This is a genomic window from Pseudoflavonifractor capillosus, assembly GCF_016899775.1.
Classification (GTDB): domain Bacteria; phylum Bacillota; class Clostridia; order Oscillospirales; family Oscillospiraceae; genus Lawsonibacter.
Genome location: NZ_JACJJE010000027.1, coordinates 13,935 through 32,369 on the forward strand (window position 1 = coordinate 13,935; position 18,435 = coordinate 32,369).

Genomic DNA, 18,435 nt, shown 5'->3' on the forward strand with positions numbered 1-18,435 from the left:
GCCAGTCTCCCCATTTTTTGATACCAGTTCCCCGGGACCCGCGCCTCCGGAGCTGTGTATAGTCCCATTCACCCCTGCCGTTTTCAGAAAGGACTGATTCCATTGAACCACCATCTCAACGAGTTCTGCCGCACCACCCGGGAGCTTCTGGCCTCGGAGCAGGTACGAAGCATGGGCCGCTGGAACCATCATGGACACATTACCACTTTGGATCACTCCCTGTTTGTGGCCTACTGGTCCTACCGTGCCGCCCGGAAATTCGGGTGGGACGAGGCCGCCGCCGCCCGGGGCGGACTGCTCCATGATCTGTATTTATACGACTCCAAGGACAAGTCCGCCCACCCCGGCCTTCAGTGCTTCGACCACCCCCGCGCCGCGGCCCGCAACGCGGCGGAGCTCACCGCGCTCTCCGACAAGGAGCGCAACATCATCCTGTCTCACATGTGGCCGCTGGGCGGCCAGCTGCCCCGCTCCCGGGAGGCCTGGCTGGTGGACCTGGTGGACACCTTTTGCGCCGCCCTGGAGCTGGCGCGCATCTATCACCCCGGCCGTCTGCGGGAGCAGATGGGCGTGGAGCCCCTTCTGGAGAAGGGCGAACCCATGCCCGCCCCCTGCTGACGGACATTTGACCGCCGTCCCAGTACAACTGGGGCGGCGGTCTCCTGTGCTGTGAGCAATTTTGCACAAAAATGAAAAAATCGCTTAAATTTAAAAATTTTTTTCTTGTCCACTCAAAATTTCCCTGTTAATATGCTATAATGTCTTTACTAGCGCAGTTCCCGCGCCGCCCGGACCCGCTGGCCCGGCTGTTTTGATGATATCAGGAGGTAATCCGTTCATGGAGGATTTTTCTGCCAAGCGCCAGGCCCTGCTGGACTCCGGCGTAAAGATGATGGACCCGGATACGGTCTATGTGGAAGAGAGCGTCACCGTGGGACCTGGGACCCTGTTGCTCCCGGGGACTATCCTGCGGGGCAGAACGGTGGTGGGCGCCAACTGTGAGATCGGCCCCAACACCATGCTGGTGGACTGCACCGTGGGAGACGGAGTGACCATCAACTCCTCCCAGTGCAACGAGAGCACCATTGACTCCGGCGCCCACGTGGGGCCCTTCGCCTACATCCGCCCCAACTGCCATGTGGGCGCAGACGTGAAGGTGGGCGACTTTGTGGAGCTGAAAAACTCCACCATCGGTGAGGGGACCAAGATCTCCCACCTGACCTATGTGGGCGACGCCGACGTGGGACGGAAGGTCAACTTTGGCTGCGGCACGGTGCTGGTCAACTACGACGGCAACCGGAAGTACCGCTCCACCATTGGGGACCACTGCTTTATCGGCTGCAACACCAATCTGGTCTCCCCCGTCCACATTGGGGATGGCGCCTACACCGCCGCCGGCTCCACCATCACTCAGGACGTAGAGCCGGACGCCTTGGCCATTGCCCGGGCCCGGCAGGTGGCAAAGCCCGGCTGGGCCGCCGCCCATCGGGCCAAGAAGGACGCCAAGTAGCCCCCGCGCTTTTGTGGTTCCATATTCGGTCTGATAAATATCCCCCGCACTGCAGAGAAAGGAAAAAGAGGGCGCCCGGCCCCCGGGCGCGCTCGCAATTACGGAAGGAAGTTGAGTATGATCACACACGGGAAAAGCATCAAAATTTTTACCGGCAATTCCAACCCGGAGCTGGCCAAGGCCATCTGCCAGGAGTTGGGCGTCCCCCTGGGCAACGCGGAGGTGGGCTCCTTCGCCGATGGCGAGAACTACGCCTCCATCTATGAGACCGTCCGCGGCTCGGACGTGTTTGTGGTTCAGTCCACCTGCCCCTTTGAGAAGGACGGAGTGTCCCACACCGTCAACGACGCCCTCATGGAGCTGCTCATCATGATCGACGCCCTGAAGCGCGCCTCCGCCGGGCGGATCACCGCGGTGATCCCCTATTTCGGCTACGCCCGCCAGGACCGGAAGACCAAGCCCCGCGACCCCATTTCCGCCAAGCTGGTGGCCAACCTGATCACCCGCGCCGGCGCCGACCGGGTGCTGACCATGGACCTGCACGCCAACCAGATCCAGGGCTTCTTCGACATCCCGGTGGACAACCTGCTGGGCTCTCCCCTGTTCGTCAACGAGTTCTTCCGCAAGTATGCGGCCATCCAGGACGAGACCATGGTGGTCTCCCCCGACGTGGGCTCCGTGGCCCGGGCCCGCGCCTTCGCTCAGAAGCTGGCTATGCCGCTGGCCATCGTGGACAAGCGCCGTCAGAAGGCCAACTCCTCCGAGGTTATGAACATCATCGGCGATGTGCGGGACAAGCACGTCATCCTTCTGGACGACATGGTGGACACCGGCGGTTCCCTGTGCCACGCCGCCAAGGCCCTGGTGGACATCGGCAAGGCCAAGAGCGTCACTGCCTGCGCCACCCACGGCCTGCTCTCCGGTCCCGCCGTTCAGCGCATCTCTGACAGCGTGCTGGACGAGGTGGTCTTCCTGGACACCATTCCCCCCAAGCCCGGCGTAAAGTGCGACAAGATCCGCTACATCTCTGTGGCCCACCTGTTCGCTGAGGCCATCAGCCACATCTACGAGGAGACCTCCGTTTCCCGGCTGTTCTCTTAAATAAGCATTTATTTTGGGGGCGGGCGTTCGGCCCGCCCCTGATTTTTGTCTGAATAGGGAGGACGACGATGTTCTTTCAAAAAAACTCCGGCGGGGCCTCCTGGCTCATTGTGGGCCTGGGCAACCCCGGGGAGAAGTACGAAAATACCCGCCACAATGTGGGCTTCCAGGTGGTGGACGAGCTGGCCGAGCGGCAGAACGCCCCGGTTCAGAAGCTGAAGTTCAAGGCCCTCACCAACCTCCTCACCATCTCCGGGGAGAAGGTGCTGGTGATGAAGCCGGTCACTTATATGAACCTGTCCGGGGAGGCGGTGCGCCCGGCGGCGGATTTTTATAAAATTCCCCCGGAGCGCATTCTGGTGATCTCCGACGACACCGCCCTGGACCCGGGCAAGCTCCGCATCCGCACCAAAGGCTCCGCCGGGGGGCACAACGGCCTGAAAAACATCATCCAGCACCTGGGCACCGACCAGTTTCCCCGGGTCCGGGTGGGCGTGGGCCAGAAGCCTCACCCCGACTACGACCTGGCCGACTGGGTGCTGGGCAAGTTCCAGGGGGAGGACAAAAAGGTCATGGACGAGGCGGTGAAGCGGGCCGCCGACGCCGTGGAGTGCATCCTGAAAGAGGGCGCCGACCGGGCCATGAACCGCTTCAACTGACCTACTTTTCTTGAAAAGAAAAGTAGGCAAAAGAATTTTGTGCGAAACTTCGTTTCGCCTCTCCCCTCTCAGCCTTCCCCCTAGGGGGAAGGTGGCACGGCGCAGCCGTGACGGATGAGGGGACAAAATTCGGATTGAACTCATCGTGCACAGGGGAATTTCGCCGCCTGCGGGCGGCGACCTACTTTGCCCATGGCGGCTCGTCGTCGCAAAGTCCGCTTGTCTCCGTTTCCGCCTGGCGGCGAAAACTGCGCCCGCTCCCTTGCTCCTCCTCTTCCCGGCGAACCCACTTCGCTGGGCTTCGCCGGGAGGGACGGGAGATTAGCCAAAACGCCGCCGGGGACGGCTCCAGATGAGCACTCCGTGCTCATAGTCGCCTACCCTACCCCCTCTGGCCCTTCGGGCCATCTCCCCCTGACAGGGGGAGTCGGCCCCGAACCCCCATTACGAGGGACGCGCTCCTGTTCGTTGTTGCATCATTTCCGGCGCGCAAAATTTGAGTGACTTTCCGCAATTCAATCCGGGCCACTGGGCCCTGAGTTTGCAAAAATTGCCGCTGGCGCGGTTCCACAACAGCGCCTGGCTCTGCCAAACCAACGGTACTTGGTCCGTTAACGACGGGAGGCCCAAAGGGCCTCCCCTACCCAATCCCGGAAGAGTCTCTTGAAAACTGTAGGGGAGGGGCTTGCCCCTCCCGCGGGCCGGTCTCGGACCGCCCCTACGTGAAGAACGCACCCGCCTCTTTATTCGCCGTAGGGGCAGCACCATGTGGCCGCCCGCCGTTTCATGAAAACACCAGCACCGGACAAGAGCATTCCGCTCCTGTCCGGCGCTGTCTGTTTGAGGGGAAATGCCCTCAGCTCTCCGAAGGTTCCTCCTGGCTGTCCAGGTACTCCTCCATCACTTTTATGATCAAATTGGAGACACTGCGGCGCTCCTTCTCCGCCTGGCACTCTAACCGTGCCTTAAATTCATTGGTAATACGTACACTGATCTGTGTGTCAGTCTTTGCCATGCGAATGCCTCCCCTCTCCTCTGGGATACGGTCTAGAAATATCCGTAAGATCCAGCAGATAGTCCACACTAGTCTGGAAAATCTCGGCCAGCGCAATCAACACATGGGTGGGGACATCGTTTTCTCCCGTCTCATACTTGGAGTAACCCGTCTGGGACATCCCCAGGCGCTTGGCCATCTTTTCTTGAGACAACCCCAACTCTTTCCGCAGTTCTCGGATTCTGGAATACATTTCTATCACCCGTATTTGATTATGGCATAATCTAAAATAGGGTATTGAATTTTAACCTGTTTTAGGCTAAAATAATTTTGAGGTGATTCTTATGATTTTCGACGGTCCTAAAAAGCGGGCGGCCCGGTGTGCCGCCCCTACGGAGAGGTCTCCCTAAAACGGCGCGCCCTACGACAAATTTTGCACCAGTCCCGTTAGCTCAGTAAAGTCAGGCGCAGAAGTTGAATCGCACCGAATGCAATTTTGGGGACGCCAGGGCCCAGTGGCCCGGCGGGAGTTTAGAGTGCCACTCAGATTTTGCGCGCCGGAAATTTTGCTTCCTCTCACAGGTACGCGTCCCCCGTAATGGGGGTTCTAGGGGGAGGGCGAATATGAGCGCGGAGCGCTCATCCTGAGCCATCCCCCTAGCGGTTCTTTGGTGACTTTCTGGGCGTCCAGAAAGTCACTCGCCGCCCGCAGGCGGCGAAATTCCCCTGCGTACAACAAACCTATTCCTAAACCTGTCCCCTCATCCGTCTGGCCTAACGGCCAGCCACCTTCCCCCCAGGGGGAAGGCTTTGAAGAGGTCCAGCCCTTCTGGCTTCTCTCCCCCCAGGGGGAAGGCTTAAGGATAGGAAGGCGGCGAAATCCCCCTTGCAAAAACTCTACTTTCCTTCCCTCTGCCTCAAATACACCATCAGCACCGCCACGTCCGCCGGGGACACCCCGGACACCCGGCTGGCCTGGCCCAGGTTTTTGGGCCGGATGCGGCTCAGCTTCTGCCGGGCCTCCAGGCGCAGCCCCTCAATGGCGGTATAGTCGATGGTGTCAGGCAGGCGGCGGTCCTCCAGCTTTTTCATCTCCTCCACCTGGCGCAGCTGGCGGTCGATATAGCCCTGGTACTTGATCGCGATTTCCACCGCCTCCCGCACCGGCTTGGGCAGCTCGGGCCGGTCCGGGTCGAAGGGGGCCAGGGCCTCGTAGGAGATGGGGGGCCGCCGGAGCAGATCGGCCAGCCGCGCCCCGTTGGCCACCGATGTCTCCCCATAGCGGGCCAAAAAGGCGTCCAATTCCGGGCTGGGAGCCGCGCCGGTATGCTCCAGGCGCCTGCACTCCCGCTCCACAGCGGCGTACTTTTCCCGAACGGCCTCCAGCTGTTCCGGGGGCACCAGCCCCAGGCGGCAGCCGATCTCGGTGAGCCGCTGGTCGGCGTTGTCCTGCCGGTGGAGCAGGCGGTACTCGGTGCGGGAGGTCATCATCCGATAGGGCTCGTTGGTGCCCTTGGTGACCAGGTCGTCGATGAGCACCCCGATGTACCCCTGGTCCCGGCGGAGAATCAGGGGCTCCTTTCCCTGAATTTTCAGCGCGGCGTTCACGCCGGCAATAAAGCCCTGAACGGCGGCCTCCTCATAGCCGGAGGAGCCGTTGAACTGCCCCGCCCCGTACAGGCCGGGGATCTTTTTTGTCTCCAGAGTGGGCTCCAGCTCGGTGGGGTCTACGCAGTCGTACTCGATGGCGTAGGCGCACCGGGTCATCTCCGCCTGCTCCAAACCGGGGATGGTGTGGAGCATTTTGATTTGGACCTCCTCGGGCAGGGAGGAGGAGAAGCCCTGGATGTACAGCTCCTCGGTGTCCAGCCCCATGGGCTCAATGAACAGCAGGTGGCGCTCCTTGTCGGCGAAGCGGACCACCTTGTCCTCAATGGAGGGGCAGTACCGGGGCCCCACCCCCTCGATGACCCCGGAGAACAGGGGCGACCGGTCCAGGTTGGCCCGGATGACCGCGTGGGTCTCCGGCGTGGTGGAGGTGAGGTAGCACACCGCCCGATTTTCCGGCTGGGTCTGGGTGGAGAAAGAGAAAGGCTGGGCGTCCCCGTCCCCCTCCTGGAGCTGCATCTTGGAAAAATCCACCGACCGGCGGTTCACCCGGGGTGGCGTCCCCGTCTTGAACCGGCGGATGGACAGCCCCAGGTCCACCAGGCACTGGGTGAGGGGCAGGGCGGCGGCCAGGCCGTCCGGCCCGGAGTCCCGGACCACCTCCCCCACGATGGTGCGCCCCCCCAGGTAGGTGCCGGTGGCGATGACGGCGGCCTTCACCCGGTAGACGGCCCCGGTGTGGGTGACCACCCCGGACACCGCCCCGTCCTCGGTGAGGACCTCCACCACCTCCGCCTGCTTGACCCAGAGGTTCTCCTGGAGCTCCAGGGTGTGCTTCATGATCTTCTGGTACTCCCGGCGGTCCGCCTGGGCCCGGAGGGACCAGACGGCGGGGCCCTTCCCCCGGTTCAGAATCCGGTACTGGATGCAAGCTCTGTCCGCCGCCCTGCCCATCTCGCCCCCCAGGGCGTCCAGCTCCCGCACCAGGTGGCCCTTGCCCGTGCCGCCGATGGCCGGGTTGCAGGGCATGTTGCCCACCGCGTCCAGGTTGATGGTGAAGCACAGGGTGCGTAGGCCCATGCGGGCGGCGGCCAGGGCGGCCTCAATGCCCGCGTGGCCCGCGCCGATTACTGCGATATCATATTGTCCCGCGTCGTATCGAATCATTGGGATTCCTCTTTTTATTAAACAGTTATATTCTTGCAGGGTTTCGCCCTGCGGGGCGAGTTCCTTTTCCCCGTGGAAAAGGAACCAAAAGACGCTGGGGGACGCCGCAGAGGCGAACTTCGTTCGCCAATGACGGCTTTCCCCCAGACCCCCATTACGGGGGTTATCCCTTGGGGTAGGCAAGGTATTTCCGGCGCGCAAAATTTGAGTGGCGGCCTGCGTTTCCTCCCGGCCCACTGGGGCCTGGCTTCCCCAAAATTGCATTCGGTGCGATTCAAATTCTGCGCCTGGCTTTACCGAACCAACGGTACTGGTGCTGGATACGCCGTAGGGGCGACCCTTGCGGTCGCCCGAAAGCCTTCCCCTTGGGGGGAAGGTGCCGAGCGAATGCGAGGTGGATGAGGGGGCAGGTTGCCACCCTCTGCACAGGTCCCAGATCCGCCCGTCCCGAATGGTTCAAAGGGCGCCGTAGGGGCGGCTATCAGCCGCCCGCCCAGTCTTCCCCCTTCCAGGGGGAAGGTGCCCCAGTGCGCACACTGGGGCGGATGAGGGTGACCCTGTAGAAGGTGAATCGGACAAAGGCCGAGAGAAGCCACCCTGGGGTGTGCCCCCGCCCGGCTGTATCTGTAAACTCTGTTCCGACCCCCTGCGGCAAAACCGGGATAAATCCGTTTCCCAATCCCGCAGAAACGGGGCATTCGCCCAGGAACCAGGGTATTTTATCACGTTTTCCCTCCGGCAACAAGACCGTTCTCTCTCCATTGCCGGCCTTTTCTTTCCCTTACTGTCGTTTTGTGGTCCAACCGCCCGATCACTTTTTGTCTGCCTTTTCCGCCCCGTCTGGTCTTTTTGCGGTGAAAAGCGTCCCCTTTCCCTCCACACGCCTCCGCGCCAACAATATATTGTGTCTCCTTTTTTCTACACTTCAATATATTGACCAAATTAGGGGGACGTGCTATAGTAGGGGTACGCCGCCTACAGCCCGGCCCTGCCGCAGGCTGTTCAAAATGGGACGAAGAAAAGTGAGGGAGTTTGTATGTACCAGGTAACCAAGCGGGACGGCACCGCCGCCCAGTTTGAGATTGGAAAAATCAGCGCCGCCATCACCAAGGCCTTCCAGGCCCTGGACAAGCAGTTCCACCCCACCGTCATCGACCTGCTGGCCCTGCGGGTGACCGCAAACTTTGAGCCCAAGATCCGGGACGGCCGCATCGCCGTGGAGGACATCCAGGACAGCGTGGAGCAGGTCCTGTCCGAGGCGGGCTACGCCGACGTGGCCAAGGCCTACATCCTCTACCGCAAACAGCGGGAGAAGGTGCGCAACGTCAACTCCGCCCTGCTCAACTACAAGGAGCTGGTGGACAACTACCTGCAGATCAACGACTGGCGGGTGAAGGAGAACTCCACCGTCACCTACTCGGTGGGCGGCCTCATTCTCTCCAACTCCGGGGCCATCACCGCCAACTACTGGCTCACCGAGATCTACGACCAGGAGATCGCCAACGCCCACCGCAACGCGGAGATCCACCTCCACGACCTGAGCATGCTCACCGGCTACTGCGCCGGCTGGTCCCTGAAGCAGCTCATCCAGGAGGGGCTGGGGGGCATTCCGGGCAAGATCACCTCCGCCCCGGCCAAGCACCTGTCCACCCTGTGCAACCAGATGGTCAACTTCCTAGGCATCATGCAGAACGAGTGGGCGGGGGCCCAGGCCTTCTCCTCCTTCGACACCTATCTGGCCCCCTTTGTGAAGGTAGACAACCTGACCCAGAAGGAGGTCAAGCAGTGCATCCAGTGCTTTGTCTACGGGGTGAACACCCCCAGCCGCTGGGGCACCCAGGCCCCCTTCTCCAACATCACCCTGGACTGGACGGTGCCCAAGGACCTGGAGAACCTGCCCGCCATCGTGGGCGGCAAGGAGATGGACTTCACCTACGGCGACTGCAAGAAAGAGATGGACATGGTGAACAAGGCCTTCATCGAGATCATGATTGAGGGCGACGCCAACGGCCGGGGCTTCCAGTACCCCATCCCCACCTACTCCATCACCAAGGACTTCGACTGGTCCGAGACGGAGAACAACAAGCTTCTCTTTGAGATGACCGCCAAGTACGGCACCCCCTACTTCTCCAACTATATCAACTCCGACATGGAGCCCTCCGACGTGCGCAGCATGTGCTGCCGCCTGCGTCTGGACCTGCGGGAGCTGCGGAAAAAGTCCGGCGGCTTCTTCGGCTCCGGCGAGTCCACCGGGTCTGTGGGCGTGGTCACCATCAACCTGCCCCGCATCGCCTATCTGGCCAAGGACGAGGCCGACTTCTACCAGCGGCTGGACAAGCTCATGGACATCGCCGCCCGCAGCCTGAAGACCAAGCGCACCGTCATCACCAAGCTGCTGGACGCGGGTCTGTACCCCTATACAAAGCGTTATCTGGGAAGCTTTGATAACCACTTCTCCACCATCGGCCTCATCGGCATGAACGAGGTGGGCCTCAACGCCAAGTGGCTCCGGGCCGACCTGACCCACCCGGAGACCCAGCAGTTCGCCAAGGACGTACTCAACCACATGCGGGAGCGCCTGAGCGACTATCAGGAGCAGTACGGCGACCTCTATAACCTGGAGGCCACCCCCGCCGAGTCCACCACCTACCGCTTCGCCAAGCACGACAAGGAGGAGTTCCCCGACATCATCACCGCCAACGAGAACGGCACCCCCTACTACACCAACTCCTCCCACCTGCCCGTGGGCTACACCGAGGACATCTTCTCCGCCCTGGATATCCAGGACGAGCTCCAGACCCTGTACACCTCCGGCACCGTGTTCCACGCCTTTTTGGGCGAGAAGCTGCCCTCCTGGCAGGCGGCGGCCAACCTGGTGCGGAAGATCGCGGAGAACTACAAGCTTCCCTATTACACCATGTCCCCCACCTACTCCGTGTGTGCCGACCACGGCTACCTCACCGGGGAACAGTTCACCTGCCCCATCTGCGGCAAGCCCGCCGAGGTATACAGCCGCATCACCGGCTACTACCGTCCGGTGCAGAACTGGAACGACGGCAAGACCCAGGAGTTCAAAGACCGGAAGGTGTACGACCTGGCCCACTCCCACCTGCAGAAGGCAGGCCGGGCTGGCTCCCAGGTGACCGCGCCGGCGGAGTACACCCAGGCAGAGCCCGTGCAGGACCTGCTCCTGTTCACCACCCGCACCTGCCCCAACTGCCGCCAGGCGGAGGCCCTGCTCCAGAAGGCGGGCGTCTCCTACCGGAAAGTAGTGGCGGAGGAGTCCCCCGACCTGACCACCCGGTATGGGGTGCGGCAGGCCCCCACTTTGGCCTGGGAGGCCGACGGCCAGACCGAGAAGATCACCGGCGTGGGCCCCATCAAGAAATTCATTGAGGACCACCGGGCCCGGGAAGCGGGATAAACTTACCTCTGTTGTCTCTTGCCAAAAGACCGGCTGTACAGAGTGCACAGCCGGTCTCAGTTTGCCTGGAAAGTCCCTGGACTTTCCCGACAAACTGCAAAAATGCCGTTACTTTTGCACCGCACGGCGGCGCAAAAGTCCGCGCTCCGCGCGCCGGAAGCCTTGCACAGCAAGGCTCCCGGGGCATTCGATCCCATTCGAGGCGGGCGGCTGCCCCCTCGAGCTCCCCCGCCCATACTCAAACAGATTCTGTTCCCCATCAGTTTTTGATATGCTGAGACCGGCTGTGCAGAGTGCACAGCCGGTCTTTTGATTTCTTCGGAACCCCCTCTCCACAGGCCAAACAGCAAAACTCCCCCGCCGGTCCGGCGGGGGAGTTCTCCGTATCCTTTGTTCACTTCTGAGTGGTGCTGGGGGCCAGGTAGTCGCCCAGGACATACCCCTCCTCAAAGTTGCCGCCGCCGGTGGCATAGCGGATATGGTACCAGCCGTTCTCCGCCTCCTCCAGCACGGTGACGGTGGCCCCGTCCGAGGTGCTGGCCTGGACGGAGTAGTCCGTCCCCGGGCCGGAGCGGATATTCAGTCCGCCGCCGCCCACGCCGGTGATCACCGCGTCGGTGTTGGGGGCCAGGGTGTTGCCCGAGGTGGTGGTCCCACTTCCGGTGGTGTCGCCGCTGGTGTCAATGTTCTCTCCGGTGCCGTCGCCGGTGCACAGGATGGCGCAGGAGGCGGCCTGACCGCCGGCGGCAGCGGTGATGGTCACCGGCACCTGGTCACTGCCCTTGTACACGTTGGTGATGTTGCCGTACTCGTCCACAGTGGCGATGTTCTCATTGCTGCTGGTCCACTCCACCGTCACCTGGGCGTCCGCGGGCACTGTGGTCACCGTCAGCTGGAAGGACTCGCCCGCCTGGAGGGCCACCTGGTCCTCGTCCGTGCGGCTGAGGGTCAGGCTCTCCAGCGTCACATTGCCGGTGGAGGTGGAGACCGAGGCGCCGCCGCTGTTGGAGCCGCTGGGCGTGCCGCCGAACAGCAGGGGGGACAGGGTGGTGAACACAATCACTACCGCCGCGATGATCAGGACCAGGGAGATGACAAGCCCGGCCACCTGCAGGGGGTTTGGCTGGCCGCCCCGGCCGGACCGGGAGCCGCCGGACACCCGGCGGCCGCCCACGGGCGGATAGCTGCGGCCGCCCGGCCGCTCATCACAGAAGGGACAGCGCTTATATGTGGTGGAATATTCTTCCCCGCAGTTCTCACACCGGATCACATCGGTATTGCGGCGGGGGGGAGCTTTCTTTGTGGCCATAGGGACCTTCCTCCATCATCAGTTGGGATGGCAGACCGGGAGCAATCCTGCGGTCTCAGCTTTCATTTTACAGGGAATTAACGGTCCCGTCAACGGGAAAAGGGGAAATAACAAATTTTTAACAAAATTATGTCAACTTTTGCCGAAGGAGGCCCCTGGACTTCTTGACCGGGGGCCCACTTTCTTTTATAATGACTCTCAGCAGCGGGGCCTGTGGAAACAGGCTTCCGCCAGCCGTCGGAGAGGAGACGATCCCGGATGAAGCCAGGAACCATGACCGCCGCCCAAGTCCATAAGCAGTACAGCGAGGCCGTCACCGCCTTCCGGCGGTGGATTCCCGACCCCACATTGCGCCAGGCCTTTAATCGGGAGGCGGACTCCTTCTTCCAGCACTGCGCCCTGGGGGTGTGGCAGGCGGACAACGCCCAGGCCATCACGCCCAAGCATGTGGAGTTCTACAACGCCATCTACTCGGGAAAAAACCTCTCCCCCTCCGCCCTGTACTGGGAGGTGGCCTCCGGCGTGGCCAACTACGACCTGTTTCAGCCCCCCGCCTTCTTCCAGGCCCTGCGGGACTACGACCGTCGGAAGGGCACCACTCTGGCCCGGCGGTTCGCCGACCAGACGACCCTCATTCTCCTGCTGTTCGCGGCGGTGGACGACGTGGTCAGCGAGGCTGAGGCCGGCTTTGTCAACTCCTGCTCCGACATTCTGCTGGAGCTGTGCGGAAAGGACGGCCTGTCCGGAGACCGCCCCGCCCTGAAAGCGGACGAGTTTATTACCCGCCGCCCCGCTCCCCCACAGGAGGTCCCCAAGGAGGACCAGGGGGCGGAGGAAACTGCCCCTCCGGCGGAGCCCGAGCCCACCCTGGAGGAACTGCTCGCCGAGCTGGACAGCCTGTGCGGCCTGGCCAAGGTGAAGGAGGACGTGAAGAGCCTCATCAACCTGGTGAAGGTGCGCAGGCTGCGGGAGGAGGCCGGCCTGCCCGTCCCCCCCATGTCCCTGCACCTGGTGTTTCTGGGCAACCCGGGCACCGGCAAGACCACGGTGGCCCGCCTGCTGGCCAAGATCTACCACGCCATCGGGGTGCTCCCCAAGGGGCAGCTGGTGGAGGTGGACCGCTCCGGCCTGGTGGCCGGCTTTGTGGGACAGACCGCCCTGAAGACTGGAGAGGTGGTCCAGAAGGCCATCGGGGGCGTGCTGTTCATCGACGAGGCCTACGCCCTGGTGAACGCCGAGAGCGCCAACGACTTTGGCCACGAGGCCATCGAGGTGCTATTGAAAAATATGGAGGACCACCGGAAGGACCTCATTGTCATTGTGGCCGGGTACGCCCAGCCTATGGAGCGCTTCCTCCACTCCAACCCCGGCCTGGAGTCCCGGTTCAACAAATACTTCTACTTTGAGGACTACAACGGGGAGGAGCTCTTCTCCATCTTCCAGTCCATGTGCAAAAAGAACGGCTACACCCTCTCCCAGGAGGGGGAGGAACAGATGAAGCAGGACCTGCTGGAGCTGTACGAGAACCGGGACGAGAACTTCGGCAACGCCCGGGACGTACGCAACCGGTTTGAACAGGCGGTGGCCCGCCAGTCCAACCGGGTGGCCCAGCTGGAGTCCCCCACCCGGGAGCAGCTGATGGAGCTCCTCCCGGAGGATCTTACGGAGCCCGACGCCCCGAGAGAAGATTAGGATTTGTTATGAAGATTGCATTTTATACACTTGGTTGTAAGGTCAACCAGTACGAGACCCAGGCCCTGGAGCAGCTGGTCACCCAACGGGGCCACAGCCTGGTCCCCTTTGAGGAGGCGGCGGACGCCTATGTGATCAACACCTGCACCGTCACCGCCGTCAGCGACAAGAAGTCCCGGCAGGTGATCCGCCGGGCCCGGAAGTCCGCCCCCGACGCGGTCATCGCCGTGTGCGGCTGCTACCCCCAGACCCACCCGGACGATGTGGAGCAGCTGGGGGTGGACCTGATCTCCGGCACCGGGGACCGCACCGGCTTTGTGGACCTGCTGGAGCGGGAGTGGAGTGACCGCCAGCCCATCACCGCCCTGGACGACGCCTTCTCCCGCCGCACCTTCGAGCCCCTCCCCGCCGGCGGGCTGGAGGGCCGCACCCGGGCCATGCTGAAGATGGAGGACGGGTGCGTCAACTTCTGCTCCTACTGCATCATCCCCTACGCCCGGGGGCGGGTGCGCTCCCTCCCCCTGACCGACTGTGTCCGGCAGGCCCGGGAGGTGGAGGCGGCTGGCTACCGGGAGATCGTCCTCACCGGCATCGAGATCTCCTCCTGGGGGCAGGACCTGGAGGGGAAGCCGGAGCTCATCGAGGCCATTGAGGCCATCTGTCAAGGGCTCTCCCCTGACACCCGGGTGCGCCTGGGCTCTCTGGAGCCCAGAACCATCACCCCGGACTTCTGCCGCCGGGCGGCTGCCCTGCCCAACCTGTGCCCCCACTTCCACCTGTCCATGCAGTCGGGGTGCGACACGGTGCTGGCCCGGATGAACCGGAAATATGATTCCAATCGGTATTATGAGAGCGTAAAATTCCTGCATGAGGTCTACGACCGGCCCGCAGTCACCACCGATCTCATCGTGGGCTTCCCCGGCGAGACGGAGGAGGAGTTCCAGCAGACGCTGGACTTCATCCAGAAGTGCGCCTTCTCCGCCATGCACATCTTCCCCTACTCCAAGCGGCCGGGCACCCCGGCGGCCAAGCTGCCCGGGCAGGTGCTCAACGCCGTCAAGGAGGAGCGGGCCCACCGGGCCGCCCAGACTTCCCGGACCATGCAGGACGCTTACTTAGACAGCTGGGTGGGAGAGACCGTCCCCGTCCTCTTTGAGGAGGAGAGGGATGGGCTGTGGCGGGGCCACACCACCCGGTACTGCGAGGTGACGGTCCAGTCCGCCCAGCCGCTCCACAACCAGCTGCGGCAGGTGCGGCTCACCGGCCGCGACGGAGGGGCCCTCCAGGGGGTCCTGGTATGAGCCGGATCAAGCGGGTCCACTGCGGCGACGTGAACTGCCACCTGGTCCAGGGGGAGCAGGGGGCCATCCTGGTGGATACCGGCCGGGCGGGCTACGGGGAGAAGCTGCTCCCCCTGTGCCGGCAGTGGGATGTGCGCCTCATCGTCCTCACCCACGGCCATCTGGACCACGTGCAGAACGCCGCCTTCCTCTCCCAGCAGCTGGAGGTGCCCATCGCCATGCACCGGGCCGATTTGGAGCTGCTGGAGGACAACGACTGCCAGCCCATGCAGGCCCACCGCCGCCTGGGCCGGCTGATCCAGTCCCTGTCCCGGCGGGGGTTTCAGGACACCCTGCTCCCCCCCTTCCAGCCAGACTTATACCTGGAGGACGGGGACGACCTGTCCCACTTCGGGGTGAACGCCCAGGTGGTGGCCCTCCCCGGCCACACGGCGGGCTCCATCGGCCTGAAAACCCAGGACGGCGCCCTGCTGGTGGGGGACGCCATGTTCCGCCTGTTCTCCCCCGCCCCCGCCCTGGTCTATGCGGACCGGCGGCAGATGGAGGACAGCGTGGCTAAAATCTGGGCCCTCCACCCCACCGCCCTCTACTTCGGCCACGGGCGGCCCGCTCAGGGGTTGTAAAAACAGGAAAAACCGATTATACTACTAGACGAACTCCATCTGATGTGGGAGGAGGTGACCCCATGACCCGCGCGGAATTTGACGCCATTTTTGAGAAGTGCAAGAAGAAGTATCTGCCCACCAACCAGGCGGAGATTCAGAAGAAGCTGAGCACCTTTGCCGACAAGGACGGAAAGGTCTCGGCCCAGGCCCTGGCCATTTTCTCCTTTATCGAGACGGTGCAGTACACCAACGACATGCTCTACGCCGTTTTGTCTGAAGCTCTGGATGTGGAGGACTGAACGTCCGCGCCGCCCTTTGAAAGGGCGGCGCGGCTTTATTTTTTCTGAAAAAATCCCGGAAAAATTTGACGGAATGGGAAAATTGGGGTACACTGTCTCTGATTGTGTACCAAATGAAAAGGGGAAGGTTTACTATGGTATTCAGCAGTCTTGTCTTTCTGCTGGGCTTTCTGCCCGCCCTGCTGCTGGTGTATTTTCTCATTCCCGCCCGGTTTCGGGGGCTGCGGAACCTGGTCCTGCTGGGGGCCAGCTTATTCTTCTACTGGTGGGGGGCCAGCAAGCTGGTCCTCCTCATGGTGCTCTCCATTCTGGTCAACTACCTGGGCGGCCTGCTGGCCGGCCAGGCGGACCGGCGGCTGGCCCGGTTCGGGGTGATCTTCGCCTCAGTGGTGGGGCTGGGGCTGCTGGGGTGGTTCAAGTACGCCGGATTTCTGGCCCAGACCATCCACGACCTGGGCTTTGCCATCCCCATCCCCCAGGTGACATTGCCCATCGGCATCTCCTTCTTCACCTTCCAGGGGCTCAGCTACGTCATCGACGTGTACCGTGGGGACGCCCCCATTCAGAAGAACCCCCTGAACGTGGCCCTGTATGTGGCCCTGTTCCCCCAGCTGGTGGCCGGCCCCATCGTCCGGTACACCACCGTCATGGCGGAGATCGCCCACCGGGAGGAAAACCTCCCGGAGTTTGCCTCCGGCGTCACCCGCTTCTGCTTCGGCCTGGCCAAGAAGATGGTGCTGGCCAACTCCATGGGGCAGATCGCCGACGGGGTCTTCAATCAGACGGCGGCCAACCTGGACCCCGGCCTGGCCTGGGTGGGCGCCCTGGCCTACACCTTCCAGATCTACTTCGACTTCTCCGCCTACTCGGATATGGCCATCGGCCTGGGCCACATGTTCGGCTTCCGGTTCCTGGAGAACTTCAACTACCCCTATATCTCCCGCTCCGTCACCGAATTCTGGCGGCGGTGGCACATCTCCCTGTCCACCTGGTTCCGGGACTATGTGTATATCCCTCTGGGGGGCAACCGGTGCTCCAAGCTCAAGCACATGCGCAACATCTTTGTGGTGTGGCTGCTCACCGGACTGTGGCACGGGGCGGCCTGGACCTTTGTGCTGTGGGGGCTGTGGTTCTGCCTTCTGCTGCTGGGGGAGAAGTTTCTGTGGGGGAAACACCTGGAGAAGCTGCCCAGCCTGATCCGCTGGGCCTACACCATGTTCGCCGTCATCCTCAGCTGGGTGCTGTTCCGTTCGGTGGACCTGGGGCAGGCCTGGGCCTATCTGGGGGCCATGTTCGGCCAGACCACCGGCCTGGCCCAGGACGGGCAGACCCTCTACTACCTGCTCCAGTTCTGGCCGGAGTGGGTGCTGGCCCTCATCGCTTTCCTGCCGGTGAAACAGTGGCTCCAGTCCTGGCTGGAGGCCCGGGGGAGCGCCGGTCAGGCGGCCGCCCTGTGGGCTCCCCGGGTGCTGGCCCTGGGACTGCTGGCCCTCTCCTATCTGGAGCTGGTCACCGGCTCCTTCAACCCCTTCATCTACTTCCAATTCTAAGGAGGGTCTCCCATGAAAAAGAGCAAATGGGCCGACTGGCTTGTTGTGATCGGTTTTCTGGGGTTCCTGGCCCTGGCCCTTGTAGTCACCCTGGTCCGGCCCAAGTCGGGCTGGTCCTACTATGAGAACCGGAATCTGGCCCGCCCGGCGGAGCTGTCGGTGGAGACGGTGCTGGACGGCACCTTCCCCGCCAGCGTGGAGCCGGTGCTTCAGGACCACGCCGCCGGGCGGAACACCCTGATGAAGCTGTCCGCCTGGGCCGACCTGCACCTGTTCCACCGCCCGGTGGTCAACGAGGTGGTCCCCTCGGACGGCATGCTCCTGGGCTTCAACGCCTATGAGACCCCCGACCCGGCGGTTATTGACAACCAGGCCCAGGCCATGGCCGGGCAGCTGGCCCAGCTGCGGGACGTGGTGGAGGGGTACGGCGGACACTTCTACTACGTGGCCGTGCCGGGGCAGTACACCTATTTCTCCGATTCCTACCCGGACTTCCTCAACAGCCGGGAGGCGTACACCGCCTTGGAAATCCCCGCCTTCACCCAGGCTATGGAGGAGCAGGGGGTAAACCTTCTGGACATGGGGCCGGTGCTGGACCAGCTGGGAAATCCCCAGGGGTACTACTCCCTGGCCGACTACCACTACCAGTTCGAGGGGGCCTATGTGACCTACCGGGCCATTCTGGAGGAGATCAACCGGGACCTGGGGCTGGACCTGACCATTCTGGACGAGAGCTCCCTCACGGTGGAGACCCTGCCCAACCCCTATCTGGGCTCCCGGGGGAGAAAAATCTTCGGGCTGGAGAACTGCGGGGAGCACCTGACCGTCGGCCTGCCCAAGGCCCCCATCCCCTTCACCCGCTCCGACAACGGCACAGAGACGGCGGCCACCGTATACGCCATGCCCACCACCGACACGGAGGACGTGCTCTACTCCCTCTACATGGGGGGCGACGTGGGGGAGACCGTCATTGAAACAGGCCGCCCCGGCCTGCCCTCCATCCTCATCTATGGGGACAGCTTCACCAACCCGGTGGAGTGCCTGGCCTACTACAGCTTTGACGAGATGCGCAGCATCGACCTGCGCCACTACAAGGATATGACTCTGGCCGACTATATTCAGGCCTACCAGCCCGACATCGTGGTGGGCATCCGGGACTATGAGGCCCTGCTGTCCACCGACTTCAACGGAAGTCCCTTCCAGATTCAGCCCTGAC

Annotated in this window: 15 protein-coding genes; 11 read left to right on the forward strand and 4 right to left on the reverse strand. The window is 62.8% G+C overall.

What is annotated here, in order from left to right:
• Positions 1–102: 102 nt before the first annotated feature.
• From H6B31_RS09725 to pth, 4 genes are all read left to right on the forward strand, one after another.
• Positions 103–618 (forward strand): HD domain-containing protein, encoded by a 516-nt coding sequence (locus tag H6B31_RS09725; RefSeq protein ID WP_204898334.1) that lies wholly within the window; start codon positions 103–105, stop codon positions 616–618.
• Between the two features lie 220 nt (positions 619–838).
• On the forward strand, positions 839–1,510 hold the full coding sequence (locus H6B31_RS09730; RefSeq protein WP_242972816.1) for a DapH/DapD/GlmU-related protein: 672 nt from the start codon (positions 839–841) through the stop codon (positions 1,508–1,510).
• 117 nt (positions 1,511–1,627) lie between these two features.
• The gene (locus H6B31_RS09735; protein ID WP_204898335.1) at positions 1,628–2,611 is read left to right on the forward strand and encodes a ribose-phosphate pyrophosphokinase; all 984 of its coding nucleotides are present in this window, start codon (positions 1,628–1,630) and stop codon (positions 2,609–2,611) included.
• 68 nt (positions 2,612–2,679) lie between these two features.
• The gene (pth, locus tag H6B31_RS09740; protein WP_204898336.1) at positions 2,680–3,270 is read left to right on the forward strand and encodes an aminoacyl-tRNA hydrolase; all 591 of its coding nucleotides are present in this window, start codon (positions 2,680–2,682) and stop codon (positions 3,268–3,270) included.
• Between the two features lie 856 nt (positions 3,271–4,126).
• Here the strand turns inward: pth and H6B31_RS09745 are convergent.
• The 3 genes from H6B31_RS09745 to mnmG all read right to left on the reverse strand — a co-directional run bounded on the left by H6B31_RS09745 (position 4,127) and on the right by mnmG (position 7,039).
• Complete coding sequence (locus tag H6B31_RS09745; RefSeq protein WP_204898337.1) at positions 4,127–4,285, reverse strand: ribbon-helix-helix domain-containing protein; 159 nt, start codon at positions 4,283–4,285, stop codon at positions 4,127–4,129.
• Positions 4,272–4,517: a helix-turn-helix domain-containing protein gene (locus tag H6B31_RS09750; RefSeq protein ID WP_204898338.1), complete on the reverse strand. Its 246-nt coding sequence runs from the start codon at positions 4,515–4,517 to the stop codon at positions 4,272–4,274. The genes H6B31_RS09745 and H6B31_RS09750 overlap by 14 nt, the downstream gene beginning before the upstream one ends.
• 644 nt (positions 4,518–5,161) lie before the next feature.
• Entirely contained in the window at positions 5,162–7,039 is a 1,878-nt protein-coding gene (gene mnmG / locus H6B31_RS09755; protein WP_207752298.1) for a tRNA uridine-5-carboxymethylaminomethyl(34) synthesis enzyme MnmG, read from the reverse strand.
• A gap of 1,036 nt (positions 7,040–8,075) precedes the next feature.
• On the opposite strand from mnmG, the gene H6B31_RS09760 reads away from it, so the two are divergent.
• Entirely contained in the window at positions 8,076–10,463 is a 2,388-nt protein-coding gene (locus H6B31_RS09760; protein WP_204898339.1) for a ribonucleoside triphosphate reductase, read from the forward strand.
• 394 nt (positions 10,464–10,857) lie between these two features.
• Here the strand turns inward: H6B31_RS09760 and H6B31_RS17530 are convergent, their stop codons facing one another.
• On the reverse strand, positions 10,858–11,772 hold the full coding sequence (locus H6B31_RS17530) for an SH3 domain-containing protein (protein WP_204898340.1): 915 nt from the start codon (positions 11,770–11,772) through the stop codon (positions 10,858–10,860).
• Positions 11,773–12,030: 258 nt separating this feature from the next.
• Between H6B31_RS17530 and H6B31_RS09770 the strand changes: the two genes are divergently transcribed.
• The 6 genes from H6B31_RS09770 to H6B31_RS09795 all read left to right on the forward strand — a co-directional run bounded on the left by H6B31_RS09770 (position 12,031) and on the right by H6B31_RS09795 (position 18,434).
• A complete protein-coding gene (locus H6B31_RS09770; RefSeq protein ID WP_204898341.1) occupies positions 12,031–13,464 on the forward strand; it encodes an AAA family ATPase in 1,434 nt (477 codons plus the stop codon).
• 8 nt (positions 13,465–13,472) lie between these two features.
• Positions 13,473–14,765, forward strand: a complete 1,293-nt coding sequence (gene mtaB, locus H6B31_RS09775) for a tRNA (N(6)-L-threonylcarbamoyladenosine(37)-C(2))-methylthiotransferase MtaB (protein WP_204898342.1) — start codon at positions 13,473–13,475, stop codon at positions 14,763–14,765.
• Positions 14,762–15,388 (forward strand): MBL fold metallo-hydrolase, encoded by a 627-nt coding sequence (locus H6B31_RS09780; protein WP_204898343.1) that lies wholly within the window; start codon positions 14,762–14,764, stop codon positions 15,386–15,388. The genes mtaB and H6B31_RS09780 overlap by 4 nt, the downstream gene beginning before the upstream one ends.
• Before the next feature lie 62 nt (positions 15,389–15,450).
• Complete coding sequence (locus H6B31_RS09785) at positions 15,451–15,669, forward strand: hypothetical protein (RefSeq protein ID WP_204898344.1); 219 nt, start codon at positions 15,451–15,453, stop codon at positions 15,667–15,669.
• 134 nt (positions 15,670–15,803) lie between these two features.
• A complete protein-coding gene (locus tag H6B31_RS09790; protein ID WP_204898345.1) occupies positions 15,804–17,219 on the forward strand; it encodes an MBOAT family O-acyltransferase in 1,416 nt (471 codons plus the stop codon).
• A gap of 12 nt (positions 17,220–17,231) precedes the next feature.
• A complete protein-coding gene (locus tag H6B31_RS09795) occupies positions 17,232–18,434 on the forward strand; it encodes an alginate O-acetyltransferase AlgX-related protein (protein WP_204898346.1) in 1,203 nt (400 codons plus the stop codon).
• Position 18,435 lies beyond the last annotated feature (1 nt).

Coding starts and splice junctions, on each gene's coding strand:
- H6B31_RS09730 (WP_242972816.1), top strand. CDS start 839: ATGGAGGATTTTTCTGCCAAGCGCCAGGCCCTGCTGGACTCCGGCGTA.
- H6B31_RS09735 (WP_204898335.1), top strand. CDS start 1,628: ATGATCACACACGGGAAAAGCATCAAAATTTTTACCGGCAATTCCAAC.
- pth (WP_204898336.1), top strand. CDS start 2,680: ATGTTCTTTCAAAAAAACTCCGGCGGGGCCTCCTGGCTCATTGTGGGC.
- H6B31_RS09745 (WP_204898337.1), bottom strand. CDS start 4,285: ATGGCAAAGACTGACACACAGATCAGTGTACGTATTACCAATGAATTT.
- H6B31_RS09750 (WP_204898338.1), bottom strand. CDS start 4,517: ATGTATTCCAGAATCCGAGAACTGCGGAAAGAGTTGGGGTTGTCTCAA.
- mnmG (WP_207752298.1), bottom strand. CDS start 7,039: ATGATTCGATACGACGCGGGACAATATGATATCGCAGTAATCGGCGCG.
- H6B31_RS09760 (WP_204898339.1), top strand. CDS start 8,076: ATGTACCAGGTAACCAAGCGGGACGGCACCGCCGCCCAGTTTGAGATT.
- H6B31_RS17530 (WP_204898340.1), bottom strand. CDS start 11,772: ATGGCCACAAAGAAAGCTCCCCCCCGCCGCAATACCGATGTGATCCGG.
- H6B31_RS09770 (WP_204898341.1), top strand. CDS start 12,031: ATGAAGCCAGGAACCATGACCGCCGCCCAAGTCCATAAGCAGTACAGC.
- mtaB (WP_204898342.1), top strand. CDS start 13,473: ATGAAGATTGCATTTTATACACTTGGTTGTAAGGTCAACCAGTACGAG.
- H6B31_RS09780 (WP_204898343.1), top strand. CDS start 14,762: ATGAGCCGGATCAAGCGGGTCCACTGCGGCGACGTGAACTGCCACCTG.
- H6B31_RS09785 (WP_204898344.1), top strand. CDS start 15,451: ATGACCCGCGCGGAATTTGACGCCATTTTTGAGAAGTGCAAGAAGAAG.
- H6B31_RS09790 (WP_204898345.1), top strand. CDS start 15,804: ATGGTATTCAGCAGTCTTGTCTTTCTGCTGGGCTTTCTGCCCGCCCTG.
- H6B31_RS09795 (WP_204898346.1), top strand. CDS start 17,232: ATGAAAAAGAGCAAATGGGCCGACTGGCTTGTTGTGATCGGTTTTCTG.